The following is a 14,047-nucleotide window of genomic DNA, read 5'->3' on the forward strand; positions in this document are numbered from 1 at the left end:
CCACCAGCCGGGTGGCGGGCCCGCCGGGACTCGAACCCGGGTCGTCCGCGCGGCTATCCCGCTCTACGGGTTAAAAGCCCGTCGCTCTTCCAGGCTGAGCTACGGGCCCCCGTAGACATCCTTCAAAATCTGTTTTAAGCTTTATCTGCGCCGAGAGACCGGCACGAACCTTCGTCATGGTCTCTCAAGTACATCGCCTCACCAAATGTATCAGTTTTAAAGCGCTTCGTAGATGAGATCCTTCGATGGGAGAGAGCGTATCCGTGTACGTTGAGAGCAGCGAGGAGCTCGAAGTGGATTGCCCTCTCTGCGGAGGGAAGGCTGTGCTGCGGGAGGCCACATACGACTTACCGAACGTCGGTAGAGCGCTGCTCGCGTCGCTGACATGCACACGCTGCGGCTACCGGCGCGCCGATCTAGTCCCTCTGCACACCTACCGTCGCAGACGCATCTATTACACGGTGAGCGATCCTGAAGATCTCAACGCAAGGGTTCTTCGCAGTAGCGTTGCAACCGTAGAAATTCCCGAGCTGGGGGTCTCTATCACACCGGGCGCGGGCGCGCACTTCATCGTGACGAACGTGGAGGGGATACTGAGGCTCGTACAGGATGCGGCGAAGTCGATCGAGGTATTGGGGGAGGGTTCAACAGGCTTCGTGGACACCATTGAGCGGCTGATAAGCAGAGGGGGGCGATTCACGCTAATTATCGACGATCCGTGGGGCGTGAGCTTCGTGGAGCCTCCCAAAGAGGCACGGGCTTGCAAGGTGCTTTTAGAGGAGGTTGAGGCCGGCTAGCCTGCACAAGAAAAGTTAATACCGGCGTTTGCTGCAAGCTACATGTGGCGAGAAAGGGAAGTAAGAGGAAAACCACAGCTCCTCGGACTGCTGCAGGGCTCATCACGTACTTCGAGGAGGAAGTAGGCGGATTAAAGCTCAGACCCGAAGTTGTGGTTGCGTTGACCGTAGGGCTGATGCTTCTCGTGATTCTGGCCCACATCATAATACCGGTGCCGCCCTAAATGGAGGAGTTTAAAAAAGGATTATTAAGAGTTGTATCCCTGATAAAAAGGGAAGCCGTAATAGATAGGGTATCCGTAAGGAGGGTGTTAAGGGAGCTCGAAAGAGAGTTGCTAAAGGCTGACGTTAGCCCGCAACTCGTCCTCGAGCTTTCTAGAAAAATTGAGGAAAAGACCCTGCGGGAGCAGGTTCCCCCGGGTTTCTCGAGGAGAGAGCTGCTTCTGAAGAACATGTACGAGGAGCTGGTAAATCTTCTGGGCGGCGAATCCCGCTACGAGCCAAAGGTAGGTAAGGGTAGTACGATATTACTGGTGGGTTTGCAGGGCTCCGGTAAAACGACAACAGCAGCTAAGCTTGCACTGTACTATAAGCGCCGGGGTTTCAGAGTAGGGCTGGTTTGCGCTGACAACTACCGTCCGGGGGCGCTTGAGCAACTAAAGCAGCTTTCTGAGCAGATTGGTGCGGAGTTTTACGGTCGTGTAGCGCCCCCTCTTGACGTTGCACTGGAGGGTGTGAGGGAGCTTAGGAGGAGGGGTGTTGATATAGTGATCATAGATACAGCCGGGCGCCATAAGGAGGAGGCGATGCTACTCCACGAGGTTAAAGAGATCGCTGAGAAGATTAAACCAACCGAGGTGATGCTAGTTCTCGACGCTACGATCGGGAAAGCCGCAGGTCCGCAAGCGGAGGCCTTTCACAAAGCCGTGCCTGTGGGTTCGATAATCCTGACGAAAATGGACGGCGCTGCACGAGGGGGCGGAGCCTTGGCGGCTGTAGCTAAAACAGGCGCTAGGATAGCCTTCATAGGCGTTGGGGAGAAGGTGGATGAGTTAGAGCCCTTCGATCCCCCCTCATTCGTCAGCAGGCTGCTAGGTATGGGCGATTTGAAAGCCCTCGTAGAGAAGCTGCGAAGCGCTCAGCTAGCCGTGAGCGCCGAAACAATCCTTTCAGGGCGATTTACGCTCCTCGAGTTTAAGCATCAGCTGGAGGAGCTGAACAAAATGGGGCCCTTAAGGAAGATTTTCGAACTCTTACCGGGTGGAGTTCAGTTGACCCCTGAGCTTGAAAAAGCGGGATCGGAGAATTTGAAGAAATGGATCTCGATTATGAACTCCATGACTAGGGAGGAGTTGGTGAAACCGGAGATAATAAATCGATCTCGCATGCTGAGGATCGCAAGGGGGTCGGGTACAACGGTGAAGGACGTGAAGGAGCTTCTTGAGGCTTACAGAAAGGCTCAAAAGCTAATGCGCCAGCTCACTCGCTCCCGACGAGCCAGGCTAAGCTTACCGTGAGGCGCCGGTTCATAGTCCTGGTTGATACACTTGAGGAAATGCAGCGTGCTGCGCCGCTTTTAGCGCGATGCGTGCCCGCAGCGCTGATGATATCGCATGGGCTTCGCACTGACGTTGATCTGCTCTTCTATTCCTTAGAAGACGGCTTTACCGTGCATTTCGTAGCCGACAGGCTCAGAGGAGTTAGACCTGATGAGGCATCTGTGCTAGGCATTTTAACGAAAGCCTTTCGCGCTGCCTGCGCCGTTAGCGATCGCCCTCGAAGCGTTCACTCGGGGGTTCTCATCTGCAAGCGACCCTTAAACGCTTTCCTCACACAGTTCTCGGCGAAGTACTTGTGCAGCTCGCGCGGCATAGACCTTAGACACGTGCAGACCAGCTACAGAGATCTGCTCTTCATCGTGCCTCTACATCATGAACCCCATATTGAAGGCGTAGAGCACCTGAGGTGCTTCACTGACGTGCTGCTGCCCGATCAAGTAATATCCCTCCTAAACCTCTACCTAGACAGGTGCCGCATATGAAGGGGGAGGAGCTGCTGAGCGTCGCACGAAATGTGCTTGCCGAGCGCGCTCTATGCGACTCGTGCCTAGGTAGGCTTTTCGGGATGCTTGGTTACGGCCTGACGAACGCCGAGAGAGGGCGCGCCATAAAGACCGTCTTGCTCATGGAGTCCTACGATTCGATGAAGGGGGAGGCGGACAGAGCTATGTTATCCTGCCTCGCGGACACGGGCTTTAAACCGGCAGTCGAGACCCTAGCGAGACTCGGTGATCTTCGAGAAGTCGCGCAAAAGTGCTCGCTATGCGGTGGCGTAATGGAGCGCTTAGACGAGCTAGCCCACATGTGTATAGAGGCTAGTAGGGAATACCAGTTCGAAACATTCCAGGTCGGCTGCTCCCTACCAAGCGAGCTTGTGAAGCGCGAGGAAGAGCTTTGGCTTAGGTATCGCATCGAGAGCGCGGAATCCTTGAAAGGTGAGTTAACTAGAGAGGTGGGAAAGCGCATTACGACGCTAACCGGTAAGCAGTACTCCCTGCAGAACCCTGATGTGGTTTTCTTGATCGACCTAGGCTCGTGGAGCGTTTCGGTACAAGCGCGCCCCCTATTCATCTACGGACGTTACAGGAAGCTCGTCAGAGGGCTCCCGCAGAGCCCCTGGCTCTACAAACCGGATTCACGCGTCCTCTACCCCACTTCGATTGAAGAGCTCATTACGAAGCCCCTCGTCGCCTTAGCCAAGGGTAGCGGTGCAAAGCTCCACGCGGCCGGGCGGGAAGACTTGGACGTGAGGACCCTAGGAAGCGGCAGACCTTTCGTCGCAGAAATACTCTGCCCTAAAGTTAGGACTATAGATCTACGCGAAGCTGAACATTTGATAAATCAGGAGGCCGGCGGGCTTATCGAAGTTGAGGGGCTGCAGTTCATCGATGGCAGGATAGTTCCAAAGCTGAAAGCTTATTCGGAGATCGCTCGCAAAACCTACGTTGCGCGCGTCAGTGTTAGCAAAAAAGTTAGTGTAGATGATCTAGAACTTATCGAGAGGAGCCTTAAAGGTGCAGTTATTACTCAGAGAACCCCAACGAGAATTCTTGGTAAAAAAGCTGACAAAATTAGAAGGAAAGTGGTATACGAGGTGAAAGCTAAGATGTTAGAGGATAGTGTCATAGAGTTGACCATAACTTGCCAAGGCGGGCTGTACGTTAAGGAGCTAATTCATGGTGATGGGGGGAGGACTAAACCTAGTGTGGCCGAAATCCTTAACGCAGATGTGGTAGTAGAAGAGCTAGACGTTGTCCACATCGAAGAGCCGGCTATTGTGAAGCAGTACCTTCGCTCGAAGGGTTAGCGGCTTGGACCACGAATGGTTTAATGTGATCCTTTGTTGTCACTATGATCTTCTCCTTGCCGCCCACGCGGATCTTAATCTCGTAGGCTCTGCCTCTCTTCCCCACTATCACACCGACCTTTCCTTGATACCTTCTATGTGGTGCAGTGCTTATGTAGTTGGGGCATATGTCGATGCACACCCGATCGCCGATATTGTATTCGTATAACAGTCTGCTTAGACCTGGCCTTCCCCTTTCTCGCGGCTTCTTGCTTAGGAGCTTCCTGCTTCTATTCCTGTAGCCCTTCGAGTGCCTCACGCAGGACTCGCCGCCGCGATCATTTATAAGGTTTGTCGGCCTCTTCCTCGACTAAACTTTTAATATTGGGTATCGTTAACTATAGAGGACTGGCAATGAAAATCCTCAGCGAGAAGTTGGTCCCTATTCCTATCGTAGCTAAGCTGCTAGAGGAGGAGTCGAGGAAAAGGAACCTGAGTAGTTTTGAAGTCATTACCCTCGAGTATGCAAAGAAGTTCACTAAGATCCGTGCCGAGGCAGCTGATGAGCTGGTACAAGCACTCGTAGAAAGGGGTCTCCCCCTCGATATAGCCGTTCAGGTGGTTAATACCGTACCCGAGAGTGAAAGCGAGCTTCGGACAATACTAGCTCCCCTTTCCAGAGTTTTTTCAACAGATGAGTTACGGGAGATTATAAATTTATTAAAATCTTATAAAATTACTGAAACTTAATCTTAAGGAGATTTATATGAAATTTCAAGATAAACGGCAAAAGGTGTACGAGGACTACGTGTACATTCTGGATTTCCTGCCGTACGGCTACGCTTATTCGAGGGGAAGAAGGGAAGGTTTTAGGGGTCCTATCGCCCAAGCGTTGGGTGAAAGGTACTTTATGCTGCTCGAGCTGGCTCCGATACCGGGCCTTGAGCTTAAGGCCGGCGATAGGGTCCCACTGATTAGGGATCTCGAAGGGCAGCTTCTACGAGTCACTAGACGCTTAACTTACGATGAGCTTACAGCGAATGCTAGGGCCGAGCTTCCCGAAATAGTGAGGCGGATAGTTGAAAGCAGGGAGGCAGAGTTTGTCGAGTTCTTCAATAAGGCCGAACCCTTAACCACCAGGATGCATTCATTGGAATTACTGCCCGGGATCGGTAAAAGGCTTCTTTGGAAGATCCTCGAGGAGAGGAGGAGGAAGCCTTTTGAGTCGTTCAAGGACATTTACGAACGAGTCAAGATAGACCCTGTAAAAGCCATCTGCGAGAGAATCCTCGAGGAGCTACAAACAGAGCAAAGGCACTACATCTTCGTGAAACCATTTATCAAAACGAAGACAGAAAGAGAAGAAATCTACTAGCCTAGGTTTCCCCATCACCTTTAAAATCTCTCCGTTTTAAGATCCTCAGATGCCTAAGCGATGCCCCGAGTGCGGAGGCGAAATCATCTACAACAGGGATCTTAAGATATATATCTGCACACGCTGCGGAAGAATGTATGTGCGAGAGGAGCTGGAGGATTTACTCGAGCGAGCTCGCGAAAAGGAAGTAGGGAGAGACCTTAGGTCGCGCCGCGTATGACATTCATGCTCTTCATAGTCGGTCCAGCAGGCTCGGGAAAATCCTCCTTTGTTGCGGCATTTTCGGACTGGCTGGAGAACTTCGAGATACCGTATCTCACCGTCAACCTCGATCCGGCTGCCGAGTATATTCCCTACACGCCTGATATCGACGTGAGGGACTACGTCACAGCAAGGCAAGTTATGGAAGAGTACATGCTGGGACCCAACGGTGCGATCGTAGCCTCCGTTGATTTAATGTTGAACTTCATCCCTAGTCTCAGGGAAGAGATACATGAGGTGGCAACAGAGGGTTACGTGCTCATTGACACTCCGGGGCAGATGGAGATCTTCGCTTTCAGGCGAACGGGTACCGAAATCGTTAAGGAGCTCATGGGCGACCGTGGGGGCGTACTATTCATTGTTGACTCCGCACTCGCTACTTCCCCCTCGGCGTTCGCCTCCCAGATATTCCTAGCATCGTCTGTTTACTACCGGTTCAGAATTCCTCAGTTCAACGTTTTCAATAAGATTGACCTTTTAAGCGAAGCTGAGCTCGAAAAGATGGTCAACTGGGTTAGAGAACCAACGAGCCTCCTAGATGAGCTGGAAAAAGAGGTGGGCGGTGAAGAAAGGCTAGTCGTTAAAGGCCTCCTCGAGGCTGTAAGGGGGTTCCTCGAATCCTTCTCCATCTACTTTGCGTCCGCGAAAACGGCGCAAGGTTTGGATAGCGTTTACGCCGATCTCCAGAAATTGTACAAGGGTGGAGAGGACTTCGAACTACCTGAGCACCTTCGCGAGCTTAGGGAGCGAGAGCCCGGCTAAAGCAGGGCTTCAAGCGATTTTTGTGTCAACGCGAAGACTAGCCCACCCCCAGTTACGTGAGGCCGCAGGAAGTCGAAGGTTGTAAGTAATTTGAGGACGAAGCGGCGCTCTCGTCCCAGCAGATCTAGCAGGGCTCTACCGACGATCGATCCTCCACTCTCTAAAGCCTCAACGAGTATGTCCCTGCCCGCAGCAGCAGCCTCGCCGAGCGCGTGCGAGATGAGGTCTACTGCGGGCGGCGCAGACCATACCGGAAGGGCGGGGCTCTCCTCGCACCTCTGAATCTCCAGTGGGATGCCAAAAATACCAGCGATGCGATCAACGGCAGCTACCAGGCTCCGTGGAGCTTGTCTGGGGACCTTAGCCTTAACAACCGTTCTCGTGCTTCTGCCAAAGATGCTAGACAACGCGATCACAGCACTCACGTGCGGTATGACTACGTTGAGCGCGATTTCGTCAGGGTAGCTGTGGTCCTCGCGACAGAACCCACGCAACCACCTGAATACGCGGTAAACCTGTGATGGCGCTATGCTCTCTAGAAGCTCCAAGGTAACGCCTTCACAATTGATCATCGCTGAAGATTGGAGCAGGCGCGAGACGAGGCGGGGCGTGATCAGACCGTCAAGCACCATCGCCCGAAAGAGTATGGGTAGGCTGGAGCTGGAAAAGAGGGGCCGCGGCAGCGGCTTCGACTCGCAGAATGTTAGTTCGATCATCTATGATAACTCCAGCTAAGGTTATTTAAAGGTCATCAGTAGGTGAGGGAATGGATGAGCGGGGGACAAGTGAGGTCAGTGTTGGTGCTATGCGTTGATAGGGACAACGATATCGGCGAAGTCACGGGATTCGAAACTCCGATAGTCGGCAGTGAGCAGCTCAGCCGGGTGGCTCTCGAATTCGCAACTAAAAGGCCGGAGGATTCAGATGTGAACGCAATCTTTGCCGCGCTTAGGCTCTATCAGGATCTCAAGCGGAGTGGCAAGCTTGAAAACGTTGAAGTGGCCCTCGTAGCTGGACACAAAGATGAGGGGTTGAAAGCAGACTTGCGCATAGCTGAAGAACTCGACCGCATACTTTCGTCTAAGAAGTTTGACGGAGCGGTGCTCGTCTCGGATGGCCCGACGGATGAGTTGGTGCTCCCCCTCATTCAGTCGAGGCTTCCTGTCCTCTCCGTACAGCGGGTACTTGTGCAACAATCGAGGGGGGTAGAGGAGTCCTTCATACTCTTCCTCCGCTACCTGAGGAGGCTGTTCGAGGAGGAGAAGTACAAGAAGTACGCGTTGGGTGTGCCAGGCGCATTAATCACAATGTACATCTTGCTTTCACTCACGGTTCCGGCCTACGTATGGCCTCTAATCACGGTTTCCATCGGCTTGGCAATGCTCGTGAAAGGGTTTTCCCTTGATGCACGCTTCAAGCAGGTATACGCGTCTTCCCCCATACTTTTTACGGCCATTATAGCCTCGATGCTCATCGCAGCGTTGGCACTGGCAACTGGAATTAGCAGCGTGGCTGCTCTTGGGAGCGTTGATTTTCTCAAGGCGATCGGCTATTTCCTTCTTACCAACTTAGGCGAGCAGATGCTGGTGCTGGATCTGCTCTTCCTCGCGATCCTCCTCCCCCTCGTTGCCCTGGCTCTTGAAGCGTTGCTGGGCGATAAACGATTCGGCACAAGCGAGGTTGGCGCTGTTGCGATTGCAGTAGTACTACGTCAAGTAATCTTCGAGTACGCTCGACTCCTAGTTGGGGCTGGGAGCATCTTCACGTTGCTACTCTGGGTTGTCATTGCCATCCTAACCCTAACGGTGCTAGCGTCGATCCTACCGTTAAGCCGGCTCGTGCTTCAGCGGAGAATACACGGCGGCAGTGTCAGTAGGCAGACGATTAAGTAATGGAACTCACGGTTACGCCGCGCATGTCAGAGCACGGCGCGTTTGCGATGCATGAAGAAGGCGTAACCCTCTGCCTTCTAGTCTCGGGCGCACAGCCACAGTTAGGAGCTAGAGAGGCTGAAGCACTACTTGGGAGAAGTCTAGTGCGCTTGAGCGATCGTCTTCACATTGCTGAGGCACGCGATACTAACGAAGTGGGCGAAATGTTGCAGAGGTTGTACGATTCCGTGCTACTGCAAGAAGTTGTTATCGTCAAAGCAATATCTGCGAATCCGCCGTCCGGGAGAGATTTTTACAAATCGTTAGCTGCTTCGTGTAGTTGGAGCGAGTTAAAAAATAGATCCTTCGCTGTTACTGTTAGAAAGCTAGGGGGTTACCCCTCCATCAGCTCGATGGAGTTAGCGGCATGCGTGGCTGAAGGTATCATTGAGTCGCTGGAAGGCAGCTTTAGAGTCGATTTAGAAGCTCCGGACGTGAATATACGTTTAATCACCTCGAAGGACGCTGCAGTACTCGGAATACAGGTTCTCGATTTACGGGGTGACAGGCATAGGTTGAGATCTAAGAGGTTCAAGGTTTTCAAGCACCCAGCCTCCCTGACGCCTGAAGATGCGGGGATTCTAGTCAATTTAACTGGCTGGCGTAGCCCTCTCATCGACCCTTTCTGCGGCTCGGGAACCGTCGTGGTAGAAGCTTGTCTGAGGGGTTTGGAAGCGGTCGGCTTAGACATCGATCTCCGCGCGGCTAAGGGCGCATGTCTCAACCTAGCGTTGTTTTCATGCAGCGCGCGGGGTCACATCGTCGTGGGAGATGCTACACGTCCCCCCTTCAGAGCCGGAGCTTTCAGAGCCATAGCTACAAACCCACCCTACGGTCGAATTCTAGCTACGACGGAACCCTCATTGGAGCTAGCTCGATCAATGCTGAACGAAGGAGCCCGTATAACCACGCACGATGCAGTCTACACGCTAGTCCTACCCTCCCCTCTCAACCTGAGCGAAGAGGGCTTCCACGTAGAAGCGTACCCTGTACGCGTCCATGGCAAGCTCACGAGATATTTTACGGTGGTGAGGAGGAGAGATGATTAAGGGATCCGCGCGCGTGACGTTTCTGGGCACTGGTGCTTCATCTCCCACGAAGAAGAGGTGGTTACCCGGCATCCTAGTGAGGATTCGCAACGAATTTCTCCTGCTCGACTGCGGGGAAGGCGTTCAGTACCGAATTCTGACTGCTGGACTGAGGGTTAACAAGCTTTCAGCCATCCTCATAACGCATCTGCACGGCGACCACGTGTACGGGCTGCCCGGCCTACTCGAATCGCTCAATAATTGGGGTAGAGCCAAACCTCTAACAGTCGTCGGTCCGCAAGAGCTTCTAGCGTTTCTTGAATCTCTACGACTTCGCGACAAGTTGGACTACGAAATAGTGTTTGTAAGTGCACGCGATAAGTTGTCTTTCAGGGGAGATGGGTACACAGTAAAGGCAGTAGCGGTAATGCACGGGCTCGAAGCCTATGGTTACGTGATAGTTGAGGACCCCCTACCCGGGGAATTTAATGCCGCCAGAGCAGAAGCGCTAGGGATACCGCCTGGCCCAGAAAGGACGAGGCTAGTTCAAGGTTACCCTGTAACGCTACCTAATGGTAGAGTCGTCCATCCGAGCGAAGTAGTGAGTCCGAGCAGAAGGGGATTAAAGATTGTATACAGCGGCGATACCACACCCTGCACTACCCTGGTAGAGGCTGCCCGAGATGCCGATTTACTCATCCACGAAGCAACGTTCTCATCCGGACACGTGAACGAGGCGGAGAACAGTTTCCACTCGACTAGCGTGGACGCCGCACAAACAGCTCAAAAAGCAAGTGCAAAGTTCCTCTTTTTGACCCACTTTAGCAACAGGTATAGCGAGGATGATCTATCTCAACTTTTAGGCGAGGCACGCAGCATATTCAAGGAAACGTTTTTGGCTAAAGACTTACTGCAGCTCGAACTACGAAGACTTTATATGAATGGATTAACAATATGGTTTAATAATCTTTCATAAACCCATCACGCGCTCCGATTAAAGTTACTCGCAGTAACCAGCGCGGAGACTATGGATCCGGGGGACTTGTAATCTCCTCGACTGGTACCCCTTGTACTGTTCGAGGAGCTAACCAGAGTATTGCTGCCTCCGGATCCTTACAGTTCACCTCAACGATTATCGGTCCGAGCGGGCTTTCTTCGAATTCGTATGTGCAGAAACTGACTCTGCCGGCGTAAGCGGCCTGCTTATTGATGTAAAACGTAAACCCGCTGGCTGTTAAACCCTTCAACATGAACGTGCGCGCCGCGTCAAGGATCCTTTGCTCGAAGAGGAGGCGCCTGAATTTGAATAAGCTGCTAGCATCACCCTCGCCTACTAGGAAGGTGCTCTCACCCACTCGCTCCTCAGAGAGCTTTACGTCGAAGAGATTCGTAACGGCCTTAGCGACTTTTTCTTTATCCTCTGTTGGCCTGACTTCTACTCTAACGAGGACCCTCATCGCTGCGACCTGAGCTACACTACTCTTACGCGGTTAATCTTCTTGTTCTGCCACGAGTACTTTCTCATCCTGCGGGATCTACCGAAACCGCACGCCGCGCAGTAGTGCTTCCTCACGTTATAGCTGTGCCGACCGCATCGGCGGCATCTGATGTGGGTCTTCTTCCTCCCCCTCTTGCCGAAGGATGTGGTCCCCTTCACCATGGCTACCGCCTCTTCTTCATGCTGCTGGGCTGATGAGGATCACATTATCCCCCCTAACTACGACGTGCCCCAACTTACGCGTACGGCCTTCCTTAACCTCCTCTGCTTCCTCGAGTAGTAAGTTAAGGTGAGAGTCGAAGCTCTTCAGCACCCCTCTTAGCTCTCTACCACCCTTTAGCTTCACTAATACTTGCTTATTCACTGAGCTCCTGAGCAAGTTTAGTGTAGAGCTCATCTCTCGCGCACCTTCACCGGCCTCTATCGATAACTCTATATAAGCCAATCGCCACAGTGCCGTTGAGGGGGCCCGTGGCCTAGCATGGAAAGGCGCCGGCCTTCGGAGCCGGAGAACCCGGGTTCGAGTCCCGGCGGGCCCGCCATCGTTAAATTTCTGCTGATAGATCGTCGACAGACTACAGCTAGCCTTAGGTGGGCAGTGGGGAGGTTCTAAGGTATTCCTTGAGTACAGCCAGTTAAACCCTTCTCGCGTGTACGTTTTAACTGGCTACAATGTGACGAAGTCCTCAACCGTGGGTAAGCGTGGCGGGAGCCCTTTTCGCTTCCGTATCTCCATGATTAAGTCCGTGAGAACTGATTGAGGGACTGGATACCAGTGCGAGAACTCAGTGGCCCAGAAAGCTCTCCCCTGTGTGGCTTCGCGCATCTCATCAGCTAGGTTGAAGGACTCGCTGACTGGTATCTCCCCAAGCACTCTCATCAGCGCGCCACGCTGCTCCAAGTTTAAGATCTTGCCTCTGTGCCTATTCAAAACGTTTAACGCTCCGCTTAGCCACTCCTGCGGGACTCGCACCTCGATTTTTAGAACGGGCTCGAGGAGCGTCGGTGCAGCATCCATGAAGCTGGCGAAGATGGCGTTCTTAGTGGCTGGCATTATCTGGGCAGGTCCCCTGTGTGCCGGATCTTCGTGAAGCTGAGCATCGACGAGAACCACCTTGACACCCCTTATGGGCTCCTGGGCTAGTGGTCCAGCTTGCATAGCCCACCGGAAGCCCTGAACTATCGTATCGGCCACCTCGCGCAGGTACTGAACGCCCGTCGTCCTATTGACGAATATGTTGAAGTTCTCGTCGATGTCCCAGATCCCTCTCGCCTCATCGGTATCCCAGCCGGCGTACTCCCTCAGCAGTTTAGCCCGCTCCCTCCACTCTTGGTCCGCATACACCTTGCCCTCCTGCATGAGTTTCAAAGTCTCCTCGTTCAGAGGTTCGACGTAGATGTAGAGCCTGTTGTGCTTGTTTGGCGATTTGCCCTCGAATACGTTGCCGCGCTTCCTTACGGTCTCCCTGTACCTAACGATTGGCTGCGATGTGATTATGTCTAGATTAGTCCTTTGCTTTAGGTCCCAGAGTACGATTTCCAAGTGCAGGGTACCCATGCCGCTGATGAGGTATTCACCAGTCTCCTCGTTTATGTAGACCTTTAGGGTGGGATCCTCGATAGCGAGCTTTCTTAGCGAATCGACAAGTTTGGGTAGATCGCTGCTCCTCTTTGGTTCCACAGCGATAGTTACTACTGGCTCGCTGATGTAGCTCATCCGCTCAAACGGAACCATTGAATCCTTGTACTTAATGTCAACTACCGTTTCGCCAGCCCTTGCCTTCTCCAACCCCAGTAAAGCTACGATGTTTCCAGCGCTCACTTCATCGATTTTCTCCCTGTAGGGTCCCATGTACAGGCTGACCTGGAGAACCTTACCGCCATCCCTCGCGTTGACAAGCCATACTTCGTCACCCGGCCTTACTGTTCCACTGAAGACTCTGCCAGTCGCTACGAAGCCCGCGTGAGGGTCGGCTACAACCTTGCTGATCGCTATCACCAGCGGACCCTCCGGGTTGCACTCCAGCATCGCTCTACCGATTTCCCCATTCAAGTCGCCTTTCCACAGCTTGGGAACCCTATACTTCTGTGCCTCCCTCGGATTGGGCACGTGCTCGACGATCATGTCGAGTAGGGCTACGTGAAGCGGGAAGTCGTTCGCCAGCTGATCGTAGTACCCCCTTTCGTAGGCGTCGATTATGTAATCGAATTTTACCCCTTTCTCAACCGCTATGGGTACCGTCAAGCCCCATTTGTGGAGAGCGCTCCCAAAAGCCACTTGACCCTTCCTAAAATCCACCTTCCATTTATCCTTGAATTCGGGGTCGGCGTACATCTCGATAAGCATGTTGAAGTCGCGCACTATCTCCACGAACCTCTGCTGTATCTCCTGGGGGCTCAGGCGGAGCTCCTTAATCAGCCTGTCAACCTTGTTTATGAAGAGCAGAGGTCTCACGTACTCGTTCAACCCTTGCCTTACAACGGTCTCTGTCTGCGTCATCACACCCTCCACTGCGTCAACCACAACGAGCCCGCCGTCCATCAGCCTAAGGCTCCTGGTAACGTGGCCCGTAAAGTCCACGTGACCAGGCGTATCCACTAGGTTGATCACGTAGGGCTTGCCCCTCCACTCGTGGTAAAGCGAAATGTTGGCTGCCTTTACCGTCATCTGCCTCAGCTGCTCGATTTCCACGTAATCGAGAGCCAGAGCTTTACCAGCAACTTTGGGACTAAGGAGACCCGCTGCCATTAGTAGAGAGTCGGAGGTCGTCGTCTTCCCGTGATCTACGTGCGCTAGAGTTCCTATGTTACGCACCTGCTCCACGTTCTTCATTATCCTGGCTATCTCTTCGACCTGCTTGAAGCGTACCATCCGGACTCGCTTCGAGCTTTAGGCTGATCTTTTATAAGGTTTCTGCGTTGAGGTTCGGGCCTGTAGGCCCTTGGGCCTTCCTGTCTCGAGCCCCATTTTCATCGGGGCCCATGTCACCGGCTCAGCCCCGCACAGGGTAACCCCACAGCCGCGGCTGAACTGCGGGGAAACCCCTGTG

18 protein-coding genes and 2 tRNA genes are annotated in these 14,047 nt (G+C 53.1%); 13 read left to right on the forward strand and 7 right to left on the reverse strand.

What is annotated here, in order from left to right:
* Positions 1-12: 12 nt before the first annotated feature.
* Positions 13-109: transfer RNA gene (locus QXF46_08020), tRNA-Lys, on the reverse strand.
* Between the two features lie 136 nt (positions 110-245).
* On the opposite strand from QXF46_08020, the gene QXF46_08025 reads away from it, so the two are divergent.
* Genes QXF46_08025 through QXF46_08045 form a run of 5 tightly spaced genes read left to right on the forward strand, consistent with a single transcriptional unit; the run spans position 246 to position 4,163 of the window.
* Positions 246-797, forward strand: a complete 552-nt coding sequence (locus QXF46_08025; GenBank protein ID MEM0226804.1) for a ZPR1 zinc finger domain-containing protein — start codon at positions 246-248, stop codon at positions 795-797.
* 44 nt (positions 798-841) lie between these two features.
* Positions 842-1,021, forward strand: a complete 180-nt coding sequence (locus QXF46_08030) for a preprotein translocase subunit Sec61beta (protein ID MEM0226805.1) — start codon at positions 842-844, stop codon at positions 1,019-1,021.
* Positions 1,022-2,314 carry a signal recognition particle receptor subunit alpha gene (locus QXF46_08035; GenBank protein MEM0226806.1) on the forward strand — a complete coding sequence of 431 codons (1,293 nt, stop codon included), beginning with the start codon at positions 1,022-1,024 and terminating at the stop codon, positions 2,312-2,314. It abuts the gene before it with no gap.
* 38 nt (positions 2,315-2,352) lie between these two features.
* Positions 2,353-2,838 (forward strand): hypothetical protein, encoded by a 486-nt coding sequence (locus QXF46_08040; protein ID MEM0226807.1) that lies wholly within the window; start codon positions 2,353-2,355, stop codon positions 2,836-2,838.
* Positions 2,835-4,163: a tRNA pseudouridine(54/55) synthase Pus10 gene (locus tag QXF46_08045; protein ID MEM0226808.1), complete on the forward strand. Its 1,329-nt coding sequence runs from the start codon at positions 2,835-2,837 to the stop codon at positions 4,161-4,163. Before QXF46_08040 ends, QXF46_08045 begins: the two co-directional genes overlap by 4 nt.
* Here the strand turns inward: QXF46_08045 and QXF46_08050 are convergent.
* A complete protein-coding gene (locus tag QXF46_08050) occupies positions 4,129-4,461 on the reverse strand; it encodes a 50S ribosomal protein L21e (GenBank protein MEM0226809.1) in 333 nt (110 codons plus the stop codon). The genes QXF46_08045 and QXF46_08050 overlap by 35 nt on opposite strands.
* Before the next feature lie 65 nt (positions 4,462-4,526).
* On the opposite strand from QXF46_08050, the gene QXF46_08055 reads away from it, so the two are divergent.
* From QXF46_08055 to QXF46_08070, 4 genes are read left to right on the forward strand one after another with little or no spacing between them, the layout of a single operon-like run.
* Entirely contained in the window at positions 4,527-4,892 is a 366-nt protein-coding gene (locus tag QXF46_08055; GenBank protein MEM0226810.1) for an RNA polymerase Rpb4 family protein, read from the forward strand.
* 16 nt (positions 4,893-4,908) lie between these two features.
* Positions 4,909-5,517: a DUF655 domain-containing protein gene (locus QXF46_08060; GenBank protein MEM0226811.1), complete on the forward strand. Its 609-nt coding sequence runs from the start codon at positions 4,909-4,911 to the stop codon at positions 5,515-5,517.
* Between the two features lie 49 nt (positions 5,518-5,566).
* Entirely contained in the window at positions 5,567-5,737 is a 171-nt protein-coding gene (locus QXF46_08065; protein MEM0226812.1) for a hypothetical protein, read from the forward strand.
* Complete coding sequence (locus tag QXF46_08070) at positions 5,734-6,540, forward strand: ATP/GTP-binding protein (GenBank protein MEM0226813.1); 807 nt, start codon at positions 5,734-5,736, stop codon at positions 6,538-6,540. The genes QXF46_08065 and QXF46_08070 overlap by 4 nt, the downstream gene beginning before the upstream one ends.
* Here the strand turns inward: QXF46_08070 and QXF46_08075 are convergent.
* Positions 6,537-7,256: a hypothetical protein gene (locus QXF46_08075; GenBank protein MEM0226814.1), complete on the reverse strand. Its 720-nt coding sequence runs from the start codon at positions 7,254-7,256 to the stop codon at positions 6,537-6,539. The two genes, QXF46_08070 and QXF46_08075, sit on opposite strands and share 4 nt — an antisense overlap.
* A gap of 54 nt (positions 7,257-7,310) precedes the next feature.
* Here QXF46_08075 and QXF46_08080 point away from each other — a divergent pair, with 54 nt between their 5' ends.
* From QXF46_08080 to rnz, 3 genes are all read left to right on the forward strand, one after another.
* Positions 7,311-8,432: a DUF373 family protein gene (locus tag QXF46_08080; protein ID MEM0226815.1), complete on the forward strand. Its 1,122-nt coding sequence runs from the start codon at positions 7,311-7,313 to the stop codon at positions 8,430-8,432.
* 203 nt (positions 8,433-8,635) lie between these two features.
* Positions 8,636-9,520 (forward strand): THUMP domain-containing protein, encoded by an 885-nt coding sequence (locus QXF46_08085; protein ID MEM0226816.1) that lies wholly within the window; start codon positions 8,636-8,638, stop codon positions 9,518-9,520.
* Positions 9,513-10,475 (forward strand): ribonuclease Z, encoded by a 963-nt coding sequence (gene rnz, locus QXF46_08090; GenBank protein MEM0226817.1) that lies wholly within the window; start codon positions 9,513-9,515, stop codon positions 10,473-10,475. The genes QXF46_08085 and rnz overlap by 8 nt, the downstream gene beginning before the upstream one ends.
* Before the next feature lie 49 nt (positions 10,476-10,524).
* Here the strand turns inward: rnz and QXF46_08095 are convergent, their stop codons facing one another.
* From QXF46_08095 to QXF46_08105, 3 genes are read right to left on the reverse strand one after another with little or no spacing between them, the layout of a single operon-like run.
* Positions 10,525-10,956: an RNA-binding domain-containing protein gene (locus QXF46_08095; protein ID MEM0226818.1), complete on the reverse strand. Its 432-nt coding sequence runs from the start codon at positions 10,954-10,956 to the stop codon at positions 10,525-10,527.
* Positions 10,957-10,970: 14 nt separating this feature from the next.
* Positions 10,971-11,159 (reverse strand): 50S ribosomal protein L37e, encoded by a 189-nt coding sequence (locus tag QXF46_08100; protein MEM0226819.1) that lies wholly within the window; start codon positions 11,157-11,159, stop codon positions 10,971-10,973.
* A 16-nt stretch (positions 11,160-11,175) separates the two neighbouring features.
* Positions 11,176-11,394, reverse strand: a complete 219-nt coding sequence (locus QXF46_08105) for an LSM domain-containing protein (GenBank protein MEM0226820.1) — start codon at positions 11,392-11,394, stop codon at positions 11,176-11,178.
* A gap of 68 nt (positions 11,395-11,462) precedes the next feature.
* Here QXF46_08105 and QXF46_08110 point away from each other — a divergent pair.
* Positions 11,463-11,539 (forward strand) — tRNA-Arg (locus QXF46_08110).
* A gap of 125 nt (positions 11,540-11,664) precedes the next feature.
* Here the strand turns inward: QXF46_08110 and QXF46_08115 are convergent.
* Entirely contained in the window at positions 11,665-13,869 is a 2,205-nt protein-coding gene (locus tag QXF46_08115; GenBank protein MEM0226821.1) for an elongation factor EF-2, read from the reverse strand.
* Positions 13,870-14,047 lie beyond the last annotated feature (178 nt).

The sequence above is a fragment of the Thermofilaceae archaeon genome (genome assembly GCA_038731975.1).
GTDB lineage: Archaea > Thermoproteota > Thermoprotei > Thermofilales > Thermofilaceae > JANXEW01.

Bases quoted from the DNA above. Each gene is read 5' to 3' on its own strand.
- QXF46_08070 (MEM0226813.1), top strand. From the start codon at position 5,734: ATGACATTCATGCTCTTCATAGTCGGTCCAGCAGGCTCGGGAAAATCC.
- QXF46_08035 (MEM0226806.1), top strand. From the start codon at position 1,022: ATGGAGGAGTTTAAAAAAGGATTATTAAGAGTTGTATCCCTGATAAAA.
- QXF46_08100 (MEM0226819.1), bottom strand. From the start codon at position 11,159: ATGGTGAAGGGGACCACATCCTTCGGCAAGAGGGGGAGGAAGAAGACC.
- QXF46_08085 (MEM0226816.1), top strand. From the start codon at position 8,636: ATGTTGCAGAGGTTGTACGATTCCGTGCTACTGCAAGAAGTTGTTATC.
- QXF46_08080 (MEM0226815.1), top strand. From the start codon at position 7,311: ATGAGCGGGGGACAAGTGAGGTCAGTGTTGGTGCTATGCGTTGATAGG.
- QXF46_08115 (MEM0226821.1), bottom strand. From the start codon at position 13,869: ATGGTACGCTTCAAGCAGGTCGAAGAGATAGCCAGGATAATGAAGAAC.
- QXF46_08060 (MEM0226811.1), top strand. From the start codon at position 4,909: ATGAAATTTCAAGATAAACGGCAAAAGGTGTACGAGGACTACGTGTAC.
- QXF46_08025 (MEM0226804.1), top strand. From the start codon at position 246: ATGGGAGAGAGCGTATCCGTGTACGTTGAGAGCAGCGAGGAGCTCGAA.
- QXF46_08075 (MEM0226814.1), bottom strand. From the start codon at position 7,256: ATGATCGAACTAACATTCTGCGAGTCGAAGCCGCTGCCGCGGCCCCTC.
- QXF46_08040 (MEM0226807.1), top strand. From the start codon at position 2,353: ATGCAGCGTGCTGCGCCGCTTTTAGCGCGATGCGTGCCCGCAGCGCTG.
- QXF46_08095 (MEM0226818.1), bottom strand. From the start codon at position 10,956: ATGAGGGTCCTCGTTAGAGTAGAAGTCAGGCCAACAGAGGATAAAGAA.
- QXF46_08045 (MEM0226808.1), top strand. From the start codon at position 2,835: ATGAAGGGGGAGGAGCTGCTGAGCGTCGCACGAAATGTGCTTGCCGAG.
- rnz (MEM0226817.1), top strand. From the start codon at position 9,513: ATGATTAAGGGATCCGCGCGCGTGACGTTTCTGGGCACTGGTGCTTCA.
- QXF46_08105 (MEM0226820.1), bottom strand. From the start codon at position 11,394: ATGAGCTCTACACTAAACTTGCTCAGGAGCTCAGTGAATAAGCAAGTA.
- QXF46_08065 (MEM0226812.1), top strand. From the start codon at position 5,567: ATGCCTAAGCGATGCCCCGAGTGCGGAGGCGAAATCATCTACAACAGG.